The organism is Streptomyces lasiicapitis, assembly GCF_014646335.1.
Classification (GTDB): Bacteria; Actinomycetota; Actinomycetes; order Streptomycetales; family Streptomycetaceae; genus Streptomyces; species Streptomyces lasiicapitis.
In genome coordinates this window covers 351,548-370,000 of the sequence record NZ_BMNG01000011.1, presented here as the reverse complement: position 1 = coordinate 370,000, position 18,453 = coordinate 351,548, and the positions used below count along the sequence as shown (strand labels likewise).

General features: G+C 72.1%; 23 protein-coding genes. 22 read left to right on the top strand and 1 reads right to left on the bottom strand.

Annotation, left to right across the window (positions count from 1 at the left end):
- Window positions 1–136: 136 nt before the first annotated feature.
- From hisD to IEY91_RS25195, 11 genes are all read left to right on the top strand, one after another.
- Window positions 137–1,486: a histidinol dehydrogenase gene (gene hisD, locus IEY91_RS25245; RefSeq protein ID WP_189175796.1), complete on the top strand. Its 1,350-nt coding sequence runs from the start codon at window positions 137–139 to the stop codon at window positions 1,484–1,486.
- On the top strand, window positions 1,483–2,604 hold the full coding sequence (locus tag IEY91_RS25240; protein ID WP_189175795.1) for a histidinol-phosphate transaminase: 1,122 nt from the start codon (window positions 1,483–1,485) through the stop codon (window positions 2,602–2,604). Before hisD ends, IEY91_RS25240 begins: the two co-directional genes overlap by 4 nt.
- Window positions 2,601–3,194: an imidazoleglycerol-phosphate dehydratase HisB gene (gene hisB / locus IEY91_RS25235; protein WP_016641794.1), complete on the top strand. Its 594-nt coding sequence runs from the start codon at window positions 2,601–2,603 to the stop codon at window positions 3,192–3,194. The genes IEY91_RS25240 and hisB overlap by 4 nt, the downstream gene beginning before the upstream one ends.
- Window positions 3,195–3,197: 3 nt before the next feature.
- Window positions 3,198–3,362: a CG2302 family histidine operon protein gene (locus IEY91_RS25230; RefSeq protein WP_016641795.1), complete on the top strand. Its 165-nt coding sequence runs from the start codon at window positions 3,198–3,200 to the stop codon at window positions 3,360–3,362.
- Window positions 3,353–4,000 carry an imidazole glycerol phosphate synthase subunit HisH gene (hisH, locus tag IEY91_RS25225; protein WP_164325840.1) on the top strand — a complete coding sequence of 216 codons (648 nt, stop codon included), beginning with the start codon at window positions 3,353–3,355 and terminating at the stop codon, window positions 3,998–4,000. Before IEY91_RS25230 ends, hisH begins: the two co-directional genes overlap by 10 nt.
- The gene (gene priA, locus IEY91_RS25220) at window positions 3,997–4,725 is read left to right on the top strand and encodes a bifunctional 1-(5-phosphoribosyl)-5-((5-phosphoribosylamino)methylideneamino)imidazole-4-carboxamide isomerase/phosphoribosylanthranilate isomerase PriA (RefSeq protein ID WP_164325841.1); all 729 of its coding nucleotides are present in this window, start codon (window positions 3,997–3,999) and stop codon (window positions 4,723–4,725) included. The genes hisH and priA overlap by 4 nt, the downstream gene beginning before the upstream one ends.
- Window positions 4,722–5,177, top strand: a complete 456-nt coding sequence (locus IEY91_RS25215; RefSeq protein ID WP_189175794.1) for a RidA family protein — start codon at window positions 4,722–4,724, stop codon at window positions 5,175–5,177. The genes priA and IEY91_RS25215 overlap by 4 nt, the downstream gene beginning before the upstream one ends.
- Window positions 5,174–5,929 carry an imidazole glycerol phosphate synthase subunit HisF gene (gene hisF, locus IEY91_RS25210; protein ID WP_164325843.1) on the top strand — a complete coding sequence of 252 codons (756 nt, stop codon included), beginning with the start codon at window positions 5,174–5,176 and terminating at the stop codon, window positions 5,927–5,929. Before IEY91_RS25215 ends, hisF begins: the two co-directional genes overlap by 4 nt.
- Before the next feature lie 147 nt (window positions 5,930–6,076).
- A complete protein-coding gene (locus IEY91_RS25205) occupies window positions 6,077–6,706 on the top strand; it encodes an ArsR/SmtB family transcription factor (protein WP_189175793.1) in 630 nt (209 codons plus the stop codon).
- A gap of 13 nt (window positions 6,707–6,719) precedes the next feature.
- Window positions 6,720–7,985: an MFS transporter gene (locus IEY91_RS25200; RefSeq protein WP_229697215.1), complete on the top strand. Its 1,266-nt coding sequence runs from the start codon at window positions 6,720–6,722 to the stop codon at window positions 7,983–7,985.
- A gap of 78 nt (window positions 7,986–8,063) precedes the next feature.
- Window positions 8,064–8,255 (top strand): antitoxin, encoded by a 192-nt coding sequence (locus IEY91_RS25195; protein ID WP_164325846.1) that lies wholly within the window; start codon window positions 8,064–8,066, stop codon window positions 8,253–8,255.
- Window positions 8,256–8,396: 141 nt separating this feature from the next.
- On the opposite strand, the gene IEY91_RS25190 is transcribed toward IEY91_RS25195, so the two are convergent.
- Entirely contained in the window at window positions 8,397–9,032 is a 636-nt protein-coding gene (locus IEY91_RS25190) for a TIGR03085 family metal-binding protein (protein ID WP_189175791.1), read from the bottom strand.
- Window positions 9,033–9,113: 81 nt separating this feature from the next.
- Here IEY91_RS25190 and hisI point away from each other — a divergent pair, with 81 nt between their 5' ends.
- From hisI to lgt, 11 genes are all read left to right on the top strand, one after another.
- Window positions 9,114–9,497, top strand: coding sequence for a phosphoribosyl-AMP cyclohydrolase (gene hisI / locus IEY91_RS25185; RefSeq protein WP_189175790.1), 384 nt, complete (start codon window positions 9,114–9,116; stop codon window positions 9,495–9,497).
- Window positions 9,498–9,508: 11 nt separating this feature from the next.
- Entirely contained in the window at window positions 9,509–11,017 is a 1,509-nt protein-coding gene (locus tag IEY91_RS25180) for an anthranilate synthase component I (protein WP_189175789.1), read from the top strand.
- 7 nt (window positions 11,018–11,024) lie between these two features.
- Entirely contained in the window at window positions 11,025–11,702 is a 678-nt protein-coding gene (locus IEY91_RS25175; protein ID WP_164325850.1) for a TIGR02234 family membrane protein, read from the top strand.
- A gap of 175 nt (window positions 11,703–11,877) precedes the next feature.
- Window positions 11,878–12,114 carry an HGxxPAAW family protein gene (locus IEY91_RS25170; RefSeq protein ID WP_164325851.1) on the top strand — a complete coding sequence of 79 codons (237 nt, stop codon included), beginning with the start codon at window positions 11,878–11,880 and terminating at the stop codon, window positions 12,112–12,114.
- Window positions 12,115–12,281: 167 nt separating this feature from the next.
- Window positions 12,282–12,719 (top strand): DUF2752 domain-containing protein, encoded by a 438-nt coding sequence (locus IEY91_RS25165; RefSeq protein ID WP_189175788.1) that lies wholly within the window; start codon window positions 12,282–12,284, stop codon window positions 12,717–12,719.
- Between the two features lie 200 nt (window positions 12,720–12,919).
- Window positions 12,920–13,729 carry an indole-3-glycerol phosphate synthase TrpC gene (gene trpC / locus IEY91_RS25160; protein ID WP_164325853.1) on the top strand — a complete coding sequence of 270 codons (810 nt, stop codon included), beginning with the start codon at window positions 12,920–12,922 and terminating at the stop codon, window positions 13,727–13,729.
- A 10-nt stretch (window positions 13,730–13,739) separates the two neighbouring features.
- Window positions 13,740–14,024: a tryptophan biosynthesis modulator TrpM gene (gene trpM, locus IEY91_RS41955; protein WP_373288009.1), complete on the top strand. Its 285-nt coding sequence runs from the start codon at window positions 13,740–13,742 to the stop codon at window positions 14,022–14,024.
- Between the two features lie 375 nt (window positions 14,025–14,399).
- Window positions 14,400–15,686, top strand: a complete 1,287-nt coding sequence (gene trpB / locus IEY91_RS25155; RefSeq protein ID WP_189175787.1) for a tryptophan synthase subunit beta — start codon at window positions 14,400–14,402, stop codon at window positions 15,684–15,686.
- Complete coding sequence (gene trpA / locus IEY91_RS25150; protein WP_164325855.1) at window positions 15,683–16,498, top strand: tryptophan synthase subunit alpha; 816 nt, start codon at window positions 15,683–15,685, stop codon at window positions 16,496–16,498. Before trpB ends, trpA begins: the two co-directional genes overlap by 4 nt.
- 64 nt (window positions 16,499–16,562) lie before the next feature.
- Window positions 16,563–17,342, top strand: coding sequence for a DsbA family protein (locus IEY91_RS25145; protein WP_164325856.1), 780 nt, complete (start codon window positions 16,563–16,565; stop codon window positions 17,340–17,342).
- 107 nt (window positions 17,343–17,449) lie between these two features.
- The gene (gene lgt, locus IEY91_RS25140) at window positions 17,450–18,430 is read left to right on the top strand and encodes a prolipoprotein diacylglyceryl transferase (RefSeq protein WP_189175786.1); all 981 of its coding nucleotides are present in this window, start codon (window positions 17,450–17,452) and stop codon (window positions 18,428–18,430) included.
- The last annotated feature ends 23 nt before the right edge of the window (window positions 18,431–18,453 follow it).

Here is an 18,453-nt window from a genome sequence, read left to right as displayed (position 1 = left end):
GTGTGACCGCCTGAACGCTAGTGGTGAACGTGGTCTTCCGTTAATTCGCGGGCCGGGCCTCAAACCTCCATACGGCTTGTATCAGCCATTGATACGGGCGACCGGGCGCCGATGGCCGTCTGCGAGAATTGGCCATGTGATCTCCCGAATCGATCTGCGCGGCGACGCCCTCCCTGAGGGCCCCGCCCTGCGCGCCCTGCTGCCCCGTGCCGACTTCGACGTCGCGGCCGCCCTGGACAAGGTGCGGCCCATCTGCGAAGACGTGCATCATCGCGGCGACGCGGCGCTGATCGAGTACGCGAAGAAGTTCGACGGCGTGCGGCTGGAGCAGGTCCGGGTGCCCGCCGCGGCCCTCGCCGAGGCCCTCCAGGGGCTCGACCCGGACGTCCGCGCGGCCCTGGAGGAGTCCATCCGCCGCGCCCGCGCCGTCCACCGCGCCCAGCGCCGCGCCCCGCACACCACCCAGGTCGTGCCCGGCGGCTCGGTCACCGAGAAGTGGGTGCCGGTCGAGCGCGTCGGTCTGTACGCACCGGGCGGCCGCTCCGTCTACCCGTCCTCCGTGATCATGAACGCCGTGCCCGCGCAGGAGGCCGGCGTCGCCTCCATGACGCTCGCCTCGCCGCCCCAGGCCGACTTTGAAGGCCTGCCGCACCCGACGATCCTCGCGGCCTGCGCGCTCCTCGGCATCGACGAGGTGTACGCGGTCGGCGGCGCCCAGGCGGTGGCGATGTTCGCGTACGGCACCGAGTCGTGCGCCCCGGCCAACATGGTCACGGGCCCCGGCAACATCTGGGTCGCCGCCGCCAAGCGGTACTTCACGGGACGTATCGGCATCGACACCGAGGCCGGCCCGACCGAGATCGCGGTCCTCGCGGACGACACCGCCGACCCGGTGCACGTCGCCTCCGACCTGATCAGCCAGGCCGAGCACGACCCGCTGGCCGCCGCCGTCCTCGTAACGGACTCCACCGAGCTCGCGGACGCCGTCGCCAAGGAGCTGGTGCCGCAGGTCGCCGCCACCAAGCACGTCGAGGACCGGATCGCCCCGGCCCTCGCGGGCAGGCAGTCCGCGATCGTCCTGGTCGACGGCCTGGAAGAGGGCCTGCGGGTGGTGGATGCGTACGGCGCCGAGCACCTGGAGATCCAGACCCGCGACGCCGCCGCGGTCGCCGACCGCGTCAAGAACGCGGGCGCGATCTTCGTCGGCCCCTGGGCGCCGGTCTCCCTCGGCGACTACTGCGCGGGCTCCAACCACGTGCTTCCCACGGGCGGTTGCGCGTGCCACTCGTCCGGCCTGTCCGTGCAGTCCTTCCTGCGCGGCATCCACATCGTGGACTACACCCGCGAGGCCCTGGCCGACGTCGCGCACCACGTGGTGACGCTCGCCGAGGCCGAGGATCTGCCCGCGCACGGCGCCGCCGTCAAGGCACGTTTTGCCGAAGGCGAACAAAACTGGCACAGCGGGTGGAAGGTGCCGGGCCAGTGAGCGACCTGACGATCGACGATCTCCCCGTCCGGGACGAGCTGCGCGGCAAGTCCCCGTACGGAGCGCCCCAGTTGGACGTCCCCGTCCGCCTGAACACCAACGAGAACCCCTACCCGCTGCCCGACGCCCTGGTCGAGCGCATCGCCGAGCGCGTCCGCGAGGCCGCCCGGCACCTCAACCGCTACCCCGACCGGGACGCGGTCGAGCTGCGCACCCGGCTCGCCGAGTACCTGACGCGGACCGGCGGCCACGAGGTCACGCTCGCCCACGTCTGGGCGGCGAACGGCTCGAACGAAGTCATCCAGCAGCTCCTGCAGACCTTCGGCGGGCCCGGCCGCACGGCCATCGGCTTCGAGCCCTCGTACTCGATGCACGGCCTCATCGCGCGCGGCACCGGCACCGGCTGGATCTCCGGGCCGCGCCGCGACGACTTCACCATCGACCCCGAAGAGGCCGCCAGGGCCATCGCCGAGAACCGGCCGGACGTCGTGTTCATCACCACGCCCAACAACCCCACGGGCAACGCGGTGAGCGCCGAGACGGTCCTCGCCCTGTACGACGCCGCGCAGGCCGCCAAGCCGTCCGTCGTGGTCGTCGACGAGGCGTACGTGGAGTTCAGCCACGGCGAGTCCCTGCTGCCCCTGCTTGAGGGCCGCCCCCACCTCGTCGTCTCCCGCACCATGTCCAAGGCCTTCGGCGCGGCCGGGCTGCGGCTCGGCTATCTCGCCGCCCACCCGGCGGTCGTCGACGCCGTGCAGCTCGTCCGTCTGCCGTACCACCTGTCGGCCGTCACCCAGGCCACCGCGCTCGCCGCCCTGGAGCACACGGACACGCTCCTCGGCTATGTGAGCCGGCTCAAGGCCGAGCGCGACCGCCTCGTCCGCGAACTGCGCGCGATCGGCTACGAAGTCACCGAGTCGGACGCCAACTTCGTGCAGTTCGGGCGCTTCGAAGGCGAAGGGGCCGCCCACGCGGTCTGGCAGAAGATCCTCGACCGGGGCGTCCTGGTCCGGGACAACGGCGTGCCCGGGTGGCTGCGGGTGACCGCGGGAACCCCCGCCGAAAACGACGCGTTCCTCGATGCGGTACGCGCACTCAAGAAGGAGCAGAGCGAATGAGCCGCGTAGGCAGAGTCGAGCGGACCACCAAGGAGACATCGGTCCTCGTCGAGATCGACCTCGACGGCACCGGCAAGGTCGATGTGTCGACGGGCGTCGGCTTCTACGACCACATGCTCGACCAGCTGGGCAGGCACGGCCTGTTCGACCTCACCGTCAAGACCGACGGCGACCTGCACATCGACTCGCACCACACCATCGAGGACACCGCGCTGGCCCTCGGCGCCGCCTTCAAGCAGGCCCTCGGCGACAAGGTCGGCATCTACCGCTTCGGCAACTGCACGGTCCCGCTCGACGAGTCCCTCGCCCAGGTCACCGTCGACCTCTCCGGCCGCCCGTACCTGGTGCACACCGAGCCGGAGAACATGGCGCCGATGATCGGCGAGTACGACACGACGATGACCCGGCACATCTTCGAGTCCTTCGTCGCCCAGGCACAGATCGCCCTGCACATCCACGTGCCCTACGGCCGCAACGCCCACCACATCGTGGAGTGCCAGTTCAAGGCCCTCGCCCGGGCCCTGCGGTACGCCAGCGAGCGCGACCCGCGCGCGGCCGGCATCCTCCCCTCCACGAAGGGCGCCCTCTAAGCCATGAGCGGTACCTCCACCCTGCTGTTCTTCGTCGGGCTCTTCCTGCTCGGCGGCGTCTACTCCTTCGTCAAGCAGAAGCAGTCCAGGAGCCTCATCACGCTCCTGTCCATCGGCGCCGCCATGTGCCTGATCGCGGGCGTCGTCCGCCTGGAGGTGTGGAATTGACCTCCGGCAAGCGAGTCGTCGTCTTCGACTACGGCTTCGGGAACGTCCGCTCCGCGGAGCGGGCCCTCGCCCGCGCGGGCGCCGACGTCGAGATCACGCGTGACTACGACAAGGCGATGAACGCCGACGGCCTCCTCGTGCCCGGCGTCGGCGCCTTCGCCGCCTGCATGAAGGGCCTCATCGAGGCGCGCGGCGACTGGATCGTCGGCCGCCGCCTGTCCGGCGGGCGCCCGGTCATGGGCATCTGCGTCGGCATGCAGATCCTCTTCGCGCGCGGCATCGAGCACGGCGTCGAGACCGAGGGCCTGGACGAGTGGCCCGGCACGGTCGAGCCCCTGAAGGCCGAGACCGTGCCGCACATGGGCTGGAACACGGTCGCGGCCCCGGCGGACTCCGAGTTGTTCAAGGGCCTCGGCGCGGACGAGCGTTACTACTTCGTGCATTCGTACGCGGTCCACGACTGGTCCCTGGAAGTCGCGAACCCCGTGATGCGCGCCCCCAAGGTCGCCTGGACCACGCACGGCGAGCCGTTCGTCGCGGCCGTGGAGAACGGCGCCCTGTGGGCCACCCAGTTCCACCCCGAGAAGTCCGGCGACGCCGGCGCCCAGCTCCTCACCAACTGGATCGGAACCCTGTGAGCACCCTCGAACTCCTCCCCGCCGTCGACGTCCGCGACGGCCAGGCCGTGCGCCTCGTCCACGGCGAGTCCGGCTCGGAGACCTCCTACGGCTCCCCGCTGGAGGCCGCCCTGGCCTGGCAGCGGTCGGGCGCCGAGTGGCTGCACCTGGTGGACCTGGACGCGGCGTTCGGCACCGGCGACAACCGCGAGCTGATCGCCGAGGTCGCCGCCGCCATGGACATCAAGGTGGAGCTCTCCGGAGGCATCCGCGACGACGACACCCTCGCCGCCGCCCTCGCCACCGGCTGCACCCGCGTCAACCTCGGCACCGCCGCCCTGGAGACCCCGGACTGGGTCGCCAAGGTCATCGCCGAGCACGGCGACAAGATCGCGGTCGGCCTCGACGTACGCGGCACCACGCTGCGCGGCCGCGGCTGGACCCGCGACGGCGGCGACCTCTACGAAACCCTGGAGCGCCTGAACGCCGAGGGCTGCGCGCGCTACGTGGTCACCGACATCGCCAAGGACGGCACGCTCCAGGGCCCGAACCTGGAGCTGCTGCGCAACGTGTGCGCGGCCACCGACCGCCCGGTCGTCGCCTCCGGCGGCGTCTCCTCCCTGGACGACCTGCGCGCCATCTCGCAGCTCGTGCCGCAGGGCGTGGAGGGCGCGATCGTCGGCAAGGCGCTGTACGCGAAGGCGTTCACCCTGGAAGAGGCCCTCGCGGCGGTGGCGTCGTCATGAGCTCCGGTGTCCGCAGGGTGAGTTCGGGCGGGCCGTGGGAGGAGGCCGTCGGCTACTCCCGCGCGGTCGAGCTGCCCAACGGCCTCGTCCTGGTGGCGGGTTGCACGTCCGTGGTGAACGGCTCGATAGACGCGGGCACGCCCTACGAGCAGACGATGAACGCCTTCCAAGTCGCCGTCGACGCGCTGAAGAAGCTGGGCCTGGGCCGCGAGCACGTCGTGCGCACCCGCATGTACCTCACGCACGCCCGCGACGTCGACGACGTGGGCCGCGCCCACAAGGAGCTGTTCGACGACGTGCGCCCGGCCGCGTCGATGCTCATCGTCTCCGGCTTCATCGACCCGAGCCTGGTCGTCGAGGTCGAGGTGGAGGCGTACCGGACCCCGGCCGCGTCGGCCGTTCCGGCTGACCCGGATGCCCTGGCCGCTCCGGTCGAGGGAGGCCCGGCATGACCCTCGCCGTACGCGTCATCCCCTGCCTGGACGTGGACAAGGGCCGGGTCGTCAAGGGCGTCAACTTCCAGAACCTGCGCGACGCGGGCGACCCCGTCGAGATGGCCAAGGTGTACGACGCCGAGGGCGCCGACGAGCTGACGTTCCTGGACATCACCGCGTCCTCCGGCGACCGCGAGACGACGTACGACGTGGTCCGCCGCACCGCCGAGCAGGTCTTCATCCCGCTCACGGTCGGCGGCGGCGTCCGCACGGCCGAGGACGTCGACAAGCTGCTGCGGGCGGGCGCGGACAAGGTCGGCGTGAACACGGCGGCCATCGCGCGCCCCGACCTGATCCGCGAGATCGCCGAGCGGTTCGGGCGGCAGGTGCTGGTGCTCTCGGTGGACGCCCGGCGCACGGAAGCCGGGACCTTCGAGGTCACCACCCACGGCGGCCGGAAGTCCGCCGGGATCGACGCCGTCGAATGGGCGCACCGCGCCGCCGAGTTGGGCGCGGGCGAGATCCTGCTGAACTCGATGGACGCCGACGGCACGAAGGACGGCTACGACATCGAGATGATCGAGGCCGTCCGCAAGCACGTCACGGTGCCCGTCATCGCCTCGGGCGGCGCGGGCCGCCTCGACCACTTCCCGCCCGCCGTCGCGGCGGGCGCGGACGCGGTGCTCGCCGCGTCGGTGTTCCACTTCGGCGACCTGCGCATCGGCGAGGTCAAGGAGACGCTGCGGGAGGCGGGGCACGTCGTCCGCTAGCTCCGCGTCGCCGCCAGGCCCCGGTTCACCTCAGGGTGGCCGGGGCCTTGTCGCGTCCGGGTCGTGTCCGGACAGCGAGGGAAATGGGAAAGGAAGGTTGCGCAAAAATGATTGCGCAACTTTTCCTTCCTATCTAGCGTGAGGGGCATGAACGACAAGCCCGATCAGGCCGAGCAGGGCGCGAACGACCAGCCCGAGGACCGCCGCATCACCGACCTCGGCACGTTGAAGGCCCTGGGCCACCCCCTCCGCCTGAAGCTGTACCGCTCCCTGTACGTACGCCGCAGGGCGACCGCCTCGCAGCTCGCCGAAGAGGTCGACGGCGCCGTCTCGCTGGTCAGCTACCACCTGCGCAAACTCGCCGAGCACGGCCTCATCGTGGAGGCGCCGGGCGCACAGCGCGGCGACGGCCGCGAACGCTGGTGGCAGCCCGCGCAGCAGGGCCTCAGCCTGCACCGGCGGGACTTCGAGGACGCCCCCGAGAAGCTCGCCGCGCACACCGCCGTCTCCCGCACCATCGTCGACCAGCGCACCGATGCCTACCTGCGCTATCTCGACGAGCAGCCCGCCTGGAGCCCCGAGTGGCAGGCCGCGTCGGACGGCTCCGACTATCTGCTCCGGCTCACCGCCCCCGAACTCTCCGCCCTCTCCGGCGAGTTGCGGGCCGTCATCAGGAAGTACGTCGACTCCGGCAACACCGCGCACGAGGCGGGCGACGACGAAGGGCGCGAGAACGTCGCGCTGCACCTCTACAGCTTCCCGTTCCGGACCTCATGAAGGGCTGATGGGCGTGACCGCCACCGAGCCGCGCACCACCGCCACCGCCCCTGCCAAAGCCGGGAAGCCCGCTCACCGGGACGGGAACGTCCTGCGCTGGCTCGCTGCGTACACCGCCTCGATGATCGGCGACAGCGTCTACTTCGCGGCACTGTCCTGGGCCGCTACCCGCAGCGGCGACGCCACCCAGACCGGCCTGGTGCTCGCCGTCGGCGCCGTGCCTCGCGCCGTCCTGATGCTCGGCGGGGGAGTGGTCGCCGACCGGTTCGGGCCCCGGCGGGTGGTGATCGGCAGCGATGCCGCGCGGTGCGTGGTGATTCTCGCCCTGGCTGCGGCGCTGTGGGTGTCGACCCCCGCGGTCTGGCTGCTGGTCGTGGCCGCCCTGCTCTTCGGCGTGGTGGACGCGCTGTTCCTGCCCGCCGTGGGCGCGCTGCCGCCGCGGCTCACCGCGCCGGGGGAACTGGCGCGGGTGCAGGGCATGCGGGGGCTCGCGCAGCGGGTGGCGACGGTGACGGCGGCCCCGGCGGGCGGCGCGGCCGTCGCGCTGGGCGGGCCCGCGACGGGGTTCGCCGTGGCCGGGGCGCTGTTCGCGCTCTCCCTGCCGCTGCTCCTCGCCGTGAAGGTCCGCGAACTGCCCGCCGACGACCGGGCGGGCACCACGGAATCCCCTCGGCGGCAGTTGCTGAGCGGGCTGCGGTACGTACGCGGGCACAAGGTGCTCGCACCCCTCATGGTCGTGATCGCGGTGACCGAGATGGGCTTCTCCGGGCCCGGCAACGTGGGGATGGTGCTGCTCGCCGACGAGCGGGGCTGGGGCGCGGGCGGCATGGGGTGGGTCGTGTCCGGGTTCGGCGCCGGGGCCGGTCTCGCCGCGCTCTTCGTGGCCGTGCGCGGGCGGGTGCGGCGGGCCGGGGCGGTCCTCTCGTGGACGGCGCTGCCCGGGGCGGCGGCGCTCGCGGCCCTGGCGTTCGTGCCGTCGGTCGCGTGGGCGGTGCTCGCGGCACTGCTGGTGGGGCTGCTGCTCGGGCTCGGCGGGGCACTGGGCGGGGCACTGGGCGGGGCGCTGGTGCAGACGGTCACCGAGCCCGCGTACATGGGGCGGGTGATGTCGGTGGCGAGCCTGCTCACGCTCGGGGTGCCGCCGCTGTGCTACCCGCTCACCGGGGTCGCCATCGGTACGTGGGGTGTCGGTCCCGTGTTCGTGGCGGGGGCCGTGGTGACCGGGGCGGGGGCCCTGGTGGGGCTGCGCCGGCTGCGTGGTGCCGAGCCGGCGCGGTGACTGCGGGGTCCTGCGGATGCGCGCTGCGTACTCGGAGCCCATGCTGGAAGTGACCGACGAACAGCAAGGAGGTCGGCGATGTCTGTGATGGACAAGCTGAAGCAGATGCTCAAGGGTCACGAGGACAAGGCCGGACAGGGCATCGACAAGGCCGGAGACTTTGTCGACGACAAGACTCAGGGCAAGTACAGCAGCCAGGTCGACACGGCCCAGGACAAGCTCAAGGGGCAGCTCGGCGCCGACCGGCCGGAGGAACCGCCCCAGCGGTGACGCGGGACGGGCACGGACCACGGCCGCGGCAGGAGTTCACAGCGCCTGCCGCGGCCGTTCCAGCTTCCGGCCCGCTGAGAGTCCGACCGTCAGAGACGTCGGTCGAGAGTCCGACCGCCAGAGACGTCGAGAGTCCGACCGTCAGAGACCGAGCTGCTTCGCCTCGTGCAGCCGCGCCACCGCGTCCTTGTCGCCCTCCAGCTCCACGTCCGCCGCCTCCTGGCGGCCGAAGACGAACATCAGGAGCTCGGCCGGCTCACCCGTCGCCGTGACGACCGGGGCGCCGCGGTGCGCCACCGCCGTCTGCCCGTCCGGACGGCGCAGGACCAGGCCGACCGGCGCCTTCCTGCCGACGACGCGGGCCATCCGCTCCAGGCGGGACCACAGGGCGTCGGCGAACACCGGGTCGAGCTCGCGCGGCGTCCAGTCGGGCTGGGCGCGGCGCACGTCCTCGGCGTGGACGTAGAACTCCACGGCGTTCGACGCCTCGTCGACCTGCTTCAGATTGAAGGGCGAGAACCGCGGCGGTCCCGTACGGATCAGCTGGATCAGCTCCTCGTACGGCTTCGCGGCGAACTCCGCCTGCACCCGCTCCAGGCGCCCGGCGAGCTGCTTGATCAGGATCCCGCCCGCGGCGTCCGCGCGCCGCTCGCGCACCACCACGTGGGCCGCGAGATCACGGGTGTTCCAGCCGTCGCAGAGGGTCGGCGCGTCCGGTCCTGCGGCTTCCAACAGATCGGCGAGGAGAAGCCGTTCACGCTTGGCATGGGTCGACATGGAGCCAGCCTACGACCGGGTGCCCGGTCCGGACAGTGGACGTCCGCCGGGCGGGCACCGCGCGGGCGGCACAATGGGCCCATGACCGCATCGCCCAAGCCCAGCAGCCTCGACCCCGAGATCGCCGCCCGCCTCAGGCGCAGCGCCGACGGCCTGGTCCCCGCCATCGCCCAGCAGTACGACACCGGCGAGGTGCTGATGCTCGGCTGGATGGACGACGAGGCCCTGCACCGCACCCTGACGACGGGCCGCTGCACCTACTGGTCGCGCAGCCGGCAGGAGTACTGGGTCAAGGGCGACACGTCAGGCCACTTCCAGTACGTGAAGTCCGTGGCCCTCGACTGCGACGCGGACACCGTCCTCGTCCAGGTCGACCAGGTCGGCGCAGCCTGCCACACCGGCACCCGCACCTGCTTCGACACCGACGTGCTCGCCGTGGCCGACGCCCCGGCACCGGGTAAGTAGGGTCTGCTCCCATGGATCTCGAGACCTTCCGCAAGCTCGCGACCGACCGCCGAGTGATCCCCGTCAGCCGCAGACTCCTCGCGGACGGCGACACCCCGGTCGGGCTCTACCGCAAGCTCGCCGCCGAGCGCCCCGGCACGTTCCTCCTGGAGTCCGCGGAGAACGGCCGGTCGTGGTCCCGGTACTCCTTCGTCGGCGTACGCAGCGCCGCCACCCTCACCACTCGAGACGGCGAGGCCCACTGGCTCGGCACCCCGCCCGTCGGCGTGCCCGTCACCGGCGACCCGCTGCACGCCCTGCGCGCCACCGTCGAGACCCTGCACACCCCGCGCGACCTCACCGGCGCCGAGGGCCTGCCCCCGTTCACCGGCGGCATGGTCGGCTACCTCGGATACGACATCGTGCGCCGCCTGGAGAAGATCGGCCCGGGGGAGTGCGACGACCTCAGGCTCCCCGAGCTGACGATGCTGCTCACCAGCGACCTCGCCGTCCTCGACCACTGGGACGGCTCGGTCCTGCTGATCGCCAACGCGATCAACCACAACGACCTCGACAGCGGCGTCGACGAGGCGTACGCGGACGCGCTCGCCCGCCTCGACGCCATGCAGGCCGACCTCTCCCGGCCCGTCGCCCAGCCCCCGGCCGCGCTCCCGCCCTCCGAACTGCCCGAGTACACCGCGCTGTGGGGCGGCGAGCAGTACCAGGACGCCGTCGAGGACATCAAGGAACGCATCCGCGCGGGCGAGGCCTTCCAGGTCGTGCCGTCGCAGCGCTTCGAAACCCCGTGCGGGGCAAGCGCGTTGGACGTCTACCGCGTGCTGCGGGCCACCAACCCGTCGCCGTACATGTACCTGTTCCGCTTCGACGGCTTCGACGTCGTCGGGTCCTCGCCGGAGGCCCTGGTCAAGGTCGAGGACGGGCGCGCCATGGTGCACCCCATCGCCGGGACCCGGCCGCGGGGCGCGACCCCGCAGGAGGACCAGGCGCTCGCCGACGAACTCCTCGCCGACCCCAAGGAGCGCGCCGAGCACCTGATGCTGGTCGACCTGGGCCGCAACGACCTGGGCCGGGTCTGCGAGCCCGGCACCGTCGAGGTCGTGGACTTCATGTCCATCGAGAAGTACTCGCACGTCATGCACATCGTCTCGACCGTCACCGGCCGCGTCGCCGACGGCCGCAGCGCCTACGACGTGCTCACCGCCTGCTTCCCCGCGGGCACCCTCTCCGGCGCCCCCAAGCCGCGCGCCATGCAGATCATCGACGAACTGGAGCCCTCCCGTCGCGGCCTGTACGGCGGCTGCGTCGGCTACCTCGACTTCGCGGGCGACTCCGACACCGCCATCGCCATCCGCACCGCGCTCCTTCGCGACGGCACCGCGTATGTGCAGGCCGGAGCCGGGGTCGTCGCCGACTCCGACCCCGTCGCCGAGGACACCGAATGCCGCAACAAGGCCGCCGCCGTGCTGCGCGCCATCCATACCGCGAACCGGCTGCACGCCGCCGCGGGCCGTGAGGGATAGTGGACGGGTGACTTCTGCAGTGCCAACACCCCGTACCGACGGCGTGTCGTCCCGTTCCGACGGGGCGCCGCAGGTGGCCGCCGACCCCGCCCCGCGCGGCGGCCGGCGCAGCCTCGCCGCCGCCCTGCTGCTCGGCGCCGTCGGCGCGGCCCTCGCGCTGCTCGCGTCCCGGCAGTCCTGGGCGCACGGCACCGCCGCCGTCGCGGGCGGCGACTTCCCGCTGACCGCCAAGGGCAGCGACGTCACGGGCGTGCCCGCGGCCCTCGCCATAGTCGGCCTTGCCGCGCTCGTCGCCGTCTTCGCCGTGCGCCGCACCGGGCGCGTGCTCGTGTCCCTGCTGCTCGCGCTCAGCGGCGTCGGCATCGCCGTGGCCGCGCTGCTCGGCGCGAACGACAGCGGCGCCCTCGACGAGAAGGCCGCCGACACCTCCGGCGACGCCGCCTCCCGCATCGCCGACCTCAGCCACACCGGCTGGCCCTACGCCGCCGTGGCCGCGGGCGCCCTGATCCTCGCCGCCGGCCTGCTCGCCCTCATCTGCGGCCGCGGCTGGCCCGCGATGTCGGGGCGCTACGAACGCGACGGCGCCCCCCGGCCCCGTGCCCAGCGTCGAGCCCCCGACCCGGACCGCCCCGAGGACCTGTGGAAGGCCATCGACCGCGGCGAGGACCCCACCCGCGAGGCCTGACCCCGCCCCGCCGCGAAGCCTGACCCCGCCCCGCGCGGCCCTGCGACCCCCCGCTCAAGGCACACCCGCGGGTACGGGACAATGGAGCCGAGCGTCCGACTCACGGTGGCGCGGGACCGGCGACGCGACCGGACCCTGGGCACCACCCCACACGCATAGTTACGAGGAGCAAGTCATGGCGGGCAGCAGCCACGGAGGACACGGTCACACCCCGGCCGCCTGGACCGGGTCCATCATCGCCTTCATCGGCTTCTGTGTCGCGGGCGCGTTCATGGTGATGGACAACCCGCTCGGCTTCTGGGCCGGCATGGCCCTCACCCTCGCCGGCGGCGTCGTGGGCGGCGCCATGCGCCTCGCGGGCCTCGGCCAGAAGCCGCAGCGCGCGCCGCAGGTGGCGAGCTCCGAGAGCTGACCGCGCCACTCAGACGCTGATACGTACGCCGACGGGGCGGCCGGGAACCATTCCGGCCGCCCCGTCGGCGTACGTGGACGACTCCCGCCCTGCCGGGGCATACCACTTGGACCCTCCATCGGCGTACCACCCGGGCGCCCGGGCCCCGGGCGGGAGAGAATGCCTGTGTGAATCCAGAACCGGAGACCGTCGCGCCGCCGCGCCCGGACAGCGGGCTTCGCCGCCTCGCCGTGCCGCTCGGCGTGCTCGGCGCGGTCACCGCGGCTTTCGCGTACGTCGCCACGATCGACCCGAACGAACCGGGGCACTACCCGGCCTGCCCGCTCCTGTACTACACCGGCGTGTACTGCCCCGGCTGCGGCGGTCTGCGCAGCGCCCACGCCTTCGCCCACGGCGACCTGTCGGCGGCACTCGGCGCGAACGCCCTCGCCGTCGTCGGCTTCGGGCTCTTCGCGGCGGGGTGGGCGTGGTGGGCGGCGCGGGCCGCGCGCGGCAGGCCGGTGCGGCTCGAATTGGGCCGGACACAGCTCTGGGCGGTGGGCGCCGTGCTCGCCGTCTTCACCCTCGTACGAAACCTGCCGTTCGGTGCCTGGCTGAACCCCTAGCACTGCGCCGGGCGCCTGACAAATGTCCAGGTGGTGGGACCCGCGTCAACCGGATGCGAGTCCTACGCCGTCCTGCGGATACCATCGCAGTGACCATGGGAAGGCCCGCCGAGGCGGACCACACCCCGCTGTACTGCTTGAACACCGCCTTGAACACCGCTTGAACGTAGATTCAACCGTCCTGGAAGGGGGCCTCTCGCGTGAGTGTGCTCGACGAGATCATCGACGGAGTCCGCGCCGACCTCGCACAGCGGCAGGCGCGCGTCAGCCTCGACGAGCTCAAGGAGCGCGCGGCGAAGGCGCCCGCGGCCAAGGACGGGGTCGCCGCGCTGCGCGGCGAAGGCGTCAAGGTCATCTGTGAGGTCAAGCGCTCCAGCCCGTCCAAGGGCGCGCTCGCCGCGATCGCCGACCCCGCCGCCCTCGCCGCCGACTACGAGGCGGGTGGCGCCGCCGCCATCTCCGTGCTCACCGAGGAGCGCCGCTTCGGCGGCTCGCTCGCCGACCTGGAGGCCGTGCGCGCCAAGGTCGACGTCCCGGTCCTGCGCAAGGACTTCATCGTCACGTCGTACCAGCTTTGGGAGGCGCGTGCGTACGGCGCCGACCTCGCCCTGCTGATCGTCGCCGCCCTCGACCAGCCGGCCCTCGAGTCGCTGATCGAGCGCGCCGAGTCCATCGGCCTCACCCCGATCGTGGAGGTCCACGACGAGGAGGAGGCCGAGCGGGCCGTCGACGCCGGGGCGAAGGTCGTCGGCGTCAACGCGCGCGACCTGAAGACCCTCAAGGTCGACCGCGCCACCTTCGAGCGCGTCGCGCCCGAGCTGCCCGACTCCGTCGTCAAGATCGCCGAGTCCGGGGTGCGCGGGCCGCACGACCTGATCGCCTACGCCAACGCGGGCGCCGACGCCGTCCTCGTCGGCGAGTCCCTCGTCACCGGCCGGGACCCGAAGTCGGCGGTGTCCGACCTCGTCGCTGCGGGCGCGCACCCGGCCCTGCGCCACGGCAGGAACTGACCCGGTTCCCATGCCCACCACCGACCTCGCCACCGCCACCGACCGCCTGGGTTCGCGCCCGGGCGGCGGTCGGGCGTGCGTGCGGTCGGCGGCGCCGGTCGTGGAGGCCTCGGCCGTCGGGGGGCCTTACGCCCGGCTGGCCCGGGGGTGCCGACCCCGTGGGTGCAGGGCGCCTGCGCGGCGCGTGCACGGGCGGCGGGTGCGGTACGTCATCGGGGACGAGCCCGGCCAGGTGAACGGCATGCGATGGCGCCCGCGCTACGCGCGCGATCGCCTTGGTCTGCGGCCCGCTTAGGGCTGGTCCGGCACCGCCGAACCGGTCTGTGAGGGGTTGCTCGCCGTCGCGGCGGATGTTTCTTCCCCAAGCCCGCCCCTTCCCGAAACCGGGGGCTTCGCCCCCTGGACCCCCGGGTGGGTGGGATGTCCCGCACCCGTAATCCGGGCCGAAGCCCAGCCCCGCTCCGTGTCACGGAGCACGGGTGGGTGGGAGTGATCCACCGCGGAGCGGTGGGCTTGTTCCCGCACCCCGGGGCCGACGGTCACGGGTGGGCGGGTGGGAGAAACCCGCAGCGGAGCGGCGGGACAGATGCCGCCCGGCATCCCGACCGGCCAGAGGCGCACGCGCGGATACGGTGACCGAATACCACCCAAAGCCACGCGAGGTATCCACATGCCCAGCGAGTACTTCATTCCCGACCCGGAGGGTCGGATCCCGAGCGCCGAAGGCTACTTCGGCGCGTTCGGCGGCAAGTTCATCCCGGAGGCGCTCGTCGCCGCCGTGGACGAGGTCGCCGTCGAGTTCGAGAAGGCGAAGGCCGACCCGGAGTTCGCCCGCGAGCTCGACGACCTGCTCGTCAACTACACGGGCCGCCCCAGCGCCCTCACGGAGGTGCCGAGGTTCGCCGAACACGCGGGCGGCGCCCGGGTGTTCCTCAAGCGTGAGGACCTGAACCACACCGGGTCCCACAAGATCAACAATGTGCTCGGGCAGGCGCTCCTGACGAAGCGCATGGGGAAGAGCCGGGTCATCGCCGAGACCGGTGCGGGCCAGCACGGTGTCGCCACCGCCACCGCCTGCGCCCTGTTCGGCCTCGACTGCACCATCTACATGGGCGAGATCGACACCCAGAGGCAGGCCCTCAACGTCGCCCGCATGCGCATGCTCGGCGCCGAGGTCATCGCCGTGAAGTCCGGCAGCCGCACGCTCAAGGACGCGATCAACGAGGCGTTCCGCGACTGGGTCGCCAACGTGGACCACACGCACTACCTCTTCGGCACGGTGGCGGGCCCGCACCCCTTCCCCGCCATGGTCCGCGACTTCCACCGCGTCATCGGCGTCGAGGCCCGCCGCCAGATCCTGGAGCGCGCGGGCCGCCTGCCCGACGCGGCCATCGCCTGTGTCGGCGGCGGCTCCAACGCGATCGGCCTGTTCCACGCCTTCATCCCGGACGCCGACGTACGCCTCGTCGGCTGCGAGCCCGCCGGGCACGGCGTCGAGACCGGCGAGCACGCCGCGACCCTCACCGCGGGCGAGCCCGGCATCCTGCACGGCTCGCGCAGTTACGTACTCCAGGACGAGGAAGGCCAGATCACCGAGCCGTACTCGATCTCCGCCGGGCTCGACTACCCGGGCATCGGCCCCGAGCACGCGTATCTGAAGGACAGCGGCCGCGGCGAGTACCGCGCGGTCACCGACGACGCCGCGATGCAGGCCCTGCGCCTGCTCTCGCGCACCGAGGGCATCATCCCGGCGATCGAGAGCGCGCACGCCCTCGCGGGCGCCCTGGAGGTCGGCAAGGAGCTGGGCAAGGACGGGCTGATCATCGTCAACCTGTCGGGGCGCGGCGACAAGGACATGGACACCGCCGCCCGGTACTTCAGTCTGTACGAGACGGACGCGACCGTCGCCGCGGACGCGGCGGGCGACGTCGCGGAGATCGAGGGAGACGCCAAGTGAGCGGCAACATCAAGCTGTTGAGCGACACCCTCGCGGGCGCGAAGGCCGAGGGAAGGTCCGCCCTCATCGCCTACCTCCCGGCGGGCTTCCCCACCGTGGACGGCGGCATCGCGGCGATCAAGGCCGTCTTCGACGGCGGCGCGGACGTCGTCGAGGTCGGCCTCCCGCACAGCGACCCCGTCCTGGACGGGCCCGTCATCCAGACCGCCGACGACATCGCCCTGCGCGGCGGCGTGAAGATCGCCGACGTGATCCGCACGGTGCGCGAGGCCCACGCGGCCACCGGCAAGCCGGTGCTCGTCATGACGTACTGGAACCCCATCGACCGCTACGGCGTCGAGCGGTTCACCGCCGAGCTCGCCGAGGCGGGCGGAGCGGGCTGCATCCTGCCCGACCTGCCGGTCCAGGAGTCCGCGCTGTGGCGCGAGCACGCGGCCAAGCACGACCTGGCCACGGTCTTCGTCGTCGCCCCGAGCAGCAAGGACGCCCGGCTCGCGACGATCACGGCGGCCGGTTCGGGCTTCGTGTACGCGGCCTCGCTGATGGGCGTCACCGGCACCCGCGTGTCCGTGGGCGCCCAGGCCCAGGCGCTGGTGGAGCGCACCCGCGCCACCACCGACCTGCCGGTCTGCGTGGGCCTCGGCGTCTCGAACGCGACCCAGGCGGCGGAGGTCGCGGGCTTCGCCGACGGCGTCATCGTCGGCTCCGCGTTCGTCCAGCGGATGCTGGACGCCGACGACGAGGCGGCCGGCCTCGCCGCGGTCCGGGCGCTCGCGGGTGAACTCGCCCAGGGCGTACGTGGATCCGCGTAATCCTTAAGGGTGGACCTGGGACCGGGGAGGCACGCTGGTGCCTCCCCGGTTCGTTTGCCCCGATGTGAGCGAGAAGAACCGAGAAGGTAAGCAATCGGCCCGTGAACGCATCGCGGTGGAGCGGGAGCGGCAGAAGGCGCGGGACAAGCGGCGCCGCGTGATGCTGGTGAGCGCGGCCGTCGTCGGCGTGCTCGCCCTGGCCGCCGTCATCGGCGTCCTCGCGGCCAACGCGGGCGACGACGACAAGAAGGACACCTCGGGCCCGGTCGTCGCGCCCAAGGGGGCGAGCGGCGACGACAAGCTGTCCATCCCCCTGGGCAAGGACACCGCGAAGTCCAGGCTCACCATCTGGGAGGACTTCCGCTGCCCGGCCTGCAAGCAGTTCGAGGTCGGCTACAGCCCGACGATCAACGACCTGGCCGACAAGGGACAGCTGAAGGTGGAGTACCACCTCGCGACCCTCATCGACGGGAACATGGGCGGCAGCGGCTCCCTGCACGCCGCCAACGCCGCGGCCTGCGCCCAGGACGCGGGGAAGTTCGCTCCGTACCACGACGAGCTGTTCAAGAACCAGCCGCCGGAGCCCGACGACGCCTTCGCCGACAACGGCAAGCTGATCGACCTCGCAGGCAAGGTCGACGGGCTCGCGACGACCACGTTCAAGAAGTGTGTGAACGACGGCAAGCACGACAGCTGGGTCGCCAAGTCCCAGGAGGCATTCCAGAAGGCCAAGCTCCGCGGCACGCCCACGGTCCTGCTCGACGGCAAGGACATCTTCGCCGACCAGCAGAATCCGGTGACCCCCCAGAAGCTCAAGGCCATGGTGGAGAAGGCCAACCAGTAGGTCCCGTCGGCAGGGCCGGCCAGGACCGGAGCGCCGGCCCCCGTTATTGACCCGTTGCCGGGCTGGCTGCCGTCGCCGCCGCCCGGCACGGTAGCGTCGACCCTGCCATGGAATTTGCCTACATCCCCAGCCCGTCGCGCGGAGTGGTCGATCTCGGCCCCATTCCGCTGCGCGGCTACGCGTTCTGCATCATCATCGGCGTCTTCGTTGCCGTGTGGCTCGGCAACAAACGGTGGATCGCCCGCGGCGGCCGTCCCGGCACCGTGGCCGACATCTCCGTCTGGGCCGTGCCCTTCGGACTCGTCGGCGGCCGCCTCTACCACGTGATCACGGACTACCAGCTGTACTTCAGCGACGGCCGTGACTGGGTGGACGCCTTCAAGATCTGGGAGGGCGGGCTCGGCATCTGGGGCGCGATCGCCTTCGGTGCCGTGGGCGCCTGGATCGGCTGTCGCCGCCGGGGCATCCCGCTGCCCGCGTGGGCCGACGCGCTCGCCCCCGGCATCGCCATCGCCCAGGCCATCGGCCGCTGGGGGAACTGGTTCAACCAGGAGCTGTACGGCAAGAAGACCGATCTGCCGTGGGCCCTGAAGATCACGTCGGCGGAGGACGGGCGGGTGCCCGGCACCTACCACCCGACCTTTCTGTACGAGTCCCTGTGGTGCATCGGCGTCGCCGTCCTGGTCATCTGGGCCGACCGCCGCTTCAAGCTCGGCCACGGCCGCGCGTTCGCGCTCTATGTCGCCTCGTACTGTGTCGGCCGCTTCTGGATCGAGTACATGCGCGTCGACGACGCGCACGAGTTCCTCGGTCTGCGGCTGAACAACTGGACGGCGCTGCTTGTCTTCGTCCTCGCGGTGGTCTATCTGGTCATTTCCGCGAAGACGCGGCCTGGCCGCGAAGAGATCGTCGAGCCCGGAGCAGATTCTGGCGGAGTCGCGGATTCTGGCGGAGTCGCCCTGGACAAGGGGGAGCCTTCGGACTCCGTCGACGCCGAGTCCGGCTCCGGCTCCGAGTCCGACGTCGACTCTGATTCCGGTGACGCCAAGTCCAAGGGTGCGGCTGAGTCCGCTGCCGAGAAGGGCTGAGGCGGGCTCGGCACCGCCGGGGG

Bases quoted from the DNA above. Each gene is read 5' to 3' on its own strand.
- hisB (WP_016641794.1), top strand. From the start codon at position 2,601: ATGAGCCGCGTAGGCAGAGTCGAGCGGACCACCAAGGAGACATCGGTC.
- IEY91_RS25230 (WP_016641795.1), top strand. From the start codon at position 3,198: ATGAGCGGTACCTCCACCCTGCTGTTCTTCGTCGGGCTCTTCCTGCTC.
- IEY91_RS25215 (WP_189175794.1), top strand. From the start codon at position 4,722: ATGAGCTCCGGTGTCCGCAGGGTGAGTTCGGGCGGGCCGTGGGAGGAG.
- hisF (WP_164325843.1), top strand. From the start codon at position 5,174: ATGACCCTCGCCGTACGCGTCATCCCCTGCCTGGACGTGGACAAGGGC.
- IEY91_RS25205 (WP_189175793.1), top strand. From the start codon at position 6,077: ATGAACGACAAGCCCGATCAGGCCGAGCAGGGCGCGAACGACCAGCCC.
- IEY91_RS25195 (WP_164325846.1), top strand. From the start codon at position 8,064: ATGTCTGTGATGGACAAGCTGAAGCAGATGCTCAAGGGTCACGAGGAC.
- IEY91_RS25190 (WP_189175791.1), bottom strand. From the start codon at position 9,032: ATGTCGACCCATGCCAAGCGTGAACGGCTTCTCCTCGCCGATCTGTTG.
- hisI (WP_189175790.1), top strand. From the start codon at position 9,114: ATGACCGCATCGCCCAAGCCCAGCAGCCTCGACCCCGAGATCGCCGCC.
- IEY91_RS25180 (WP_189175789.1), top strand. From the start codon at position 9,509: ATGGATCTCGAGACCTTCCGCAAGCTCGCGACCGACCGCCGAGTGATC.
- IEY91_RS25170 (WP_164325851.1), top strand. From the start codon at position 11,878: ATGGCGGGCAGCAGCCACGGAGGACACGGTCACACCCCGGCCGCCTGG.
- trpM (WP_373288009.1), top strand. From the start codon at position 13,740: ATGCCCACCACCGACCTCGCCACCGCCACCGACCGCCTGGGTTCGCGC.
- trpB (WP_189175787.1), top strand. From the start codon at position 14,400: ATGCCCAGCGAGTACTTCATTCCCGACCCGGAGGGTCGGATCCCGAGC.
- lgt (WP_189175786.1), top strand. From the start codon at position 17,450: ATGGAATTTGCCTACATCCCCAGCCCGTCGCGCGGAGTGGTCGATCTC.